Raw genomic sequence first — 1,846 nt, 5'->3', positions numbered from 1 at the left:
GAACCCGGATGCAGCCGTGGCTGACATCCTGCCCGATCAGGTTGGGCTGGTTCGTTCCGTGGATACCGATCACCGGGGCCTGCCCGTCGAAGGAGTCGAGGGTGGTGGAGAACCCGCTGAGCCCGAAGGCGTACGGACCGTAGGCGCCGGCCGGGTTGCGTGGCTGTAGCAACTCGGTCAGGTAGAAGTGACCGCCGGGCGTCGGGGTGTCAGTTGTGCCCACGGCGATGGGCTCGTCCACGACGACCGTGGTCCGGTCATAGACCCGCAGGCGGTGGTCCTTGCGGGCAACCACGATGTGGTAGCCCGTAAGGCTGGCCTTCACCTGGGACGCCTTCACCCAGCCGGTGCTGCCGTTGGGCTCCACCGGCAGCAGGACGTGCCACCAGTTCGGGAGTTTCGCCACCACCAGGAACACCCGCGGAGCACCTGCCGGGTTCGGGCTGTGCAGTTGGGAGGACGCGGTTTTCGCCGTGGGGGTCTTGTAGATGTCCACCACCGCGCCGGTCGCGGTCACGATCGTGTTCATCCCGTCGGCGTTGACGGCGGTCACGGCCGCGAGCTGGCTGCTCACCGGATCCGGAAGGGCTGTCGCGGACGCCTGTGCCTGGGCCTTCGAGCCCCCCCCGCCGCAGCCGGTCAAGGCAACCATGCCGACGACGACGATCAGCGCGATCTTCATGCGCCTGCCGGTTGGGCGGTGGTCGGTTGGACGATGATCGGTGGAAACCGACATGGCGGACGCCGCCGGCCCGGATCCGGGGCGACGGCGTCCGATCAGAGCTGAGGAGGTCATCCCGTGTAGTGAACCTTGTCGGTGACGACAGCCGTTGCCGGGGCTGCTACCGGCGCGGTCGTCGTCGACACCGGCACAGTCCCGCCGCCACCCGAGCCGCTCGTCGAGGTCGGGGTGGGGGACGCCGTGGTGGTGGTCGCGCAGTGCGCGATGGCGAAGGCCGGGATCGCCAGCACGACGTCTCCGGTCTCCACGTCGACTGCGCCCGCGATCACGGCATCGGCCGACGAATCCAGCGAGATGGTCTTGCCGGCCCCGATCGCACCGAAGTTGTAGTTGACGTTGGTGTCGATCCACGCAAAGCCGTATGCCTTGGCGGCGGTGTTCTTGAGCGTCCAGGCAGGGCCCTTCGGGCCGCAGGTGAAGCTGACCACCAGCGGCTGGGGCACCAGGTCAGCCAGGGACACGTCATCCGGCAGCCAGGGAGCTAGATCGACAAGTCGTTTGTCCAGGTCGGTCAGCGGCATTCCGGGAAGCGACGGAAGGCCCGACGGAAGGGACACGCCACCCGGCCGCTTGGTCACCGGTGGCTGGGACGGCAGCGCATCTTGGCCCTGCGGCGGTACCGCGGGCGTCGCACTCCCTACCGACCCGGCCGGCGGCGTCGGGACCTGCGTAGCGGTGTCAACCGCATCCGGTCCGGCCGATGCCAGCGCGCCAGCAGTTGCGGTGGCTGCGGGCATTGTGTTCGCTGCGTCGGTGTCGTTTGTCGCCCAGGCCGCAGGTGCGGCCAGCCCGACGGTTATCGAGCCGATTACGCAGGCCAGAGCCAGTCGCGTCCTGCCCAAACGCATTGTGTGTGTCCCCTCAGACGTCAGGTGGGCTGGCTACAGGGCTTGTGGCCACCGTCACAGCCGCATTTCCGGGGAACCATACCAACGCGCTTTTCGGGGCTCGCGGGCGGGGTCGCATGCGATGAACAAGGACCCGTAGACGTGTGAGTGTGTTGTAGACGTGTGAGTATGTTTTGGTCTCGTAGGTTGTCAGTCTGGCTCGGTCAGTTAGATTACATGATCAGCTGGTAGCTGAAAAAGTCACCGGCCACGGCTT

The 1,846-nt window shown here is 67.1% G+C and carries 2 protein-coding genes; both read right to left on the bottom strand.

The window, feature by feature from the left end; translation table 11 throughout:
• Positions 1-682: L,D-transpeptidase (locus tag U9980_RS14935; protein ID WP_322768464.1), on the bottom strand; the 682-nt coding region annotated here is incomplete at its 3' end.
• Between the two features lie 110 nt (positions 683-792).
• Positions 793-1,479, bottom strand: coding sequence for a hypothetical protein (locus U9980_RS14930; protein WP_322768463.1), 687 nt, complete (start codon positions 1,477-1,479; stop codon positions 793-795).
• Between the last annotated feature and the right edge of the window lie 367 nt (positions 1,480-1,846).

The sequence above is a fragment of the Protofrankia sp. Cr1 genome, assembly GCF_963555865.1.
GTDB lineage: Bacteria > Actinomycetota > Actinomycetes > Frankiales > Frankiaceae > Protofrankia.
This window is presented reverse-complemented; position numbering and strand designations above follow the sequence as displayed.

What these genes read in the sequence shown, in the direction of transcription:
- U9980_RS14930 (WP_322768463.1), bottom strand. Translation starts at nt 1,479, where the DNA reads ATGCCCGCAGCCACCGCAACTGCTGGCGCGCTGGCATCGGCCGGACCG.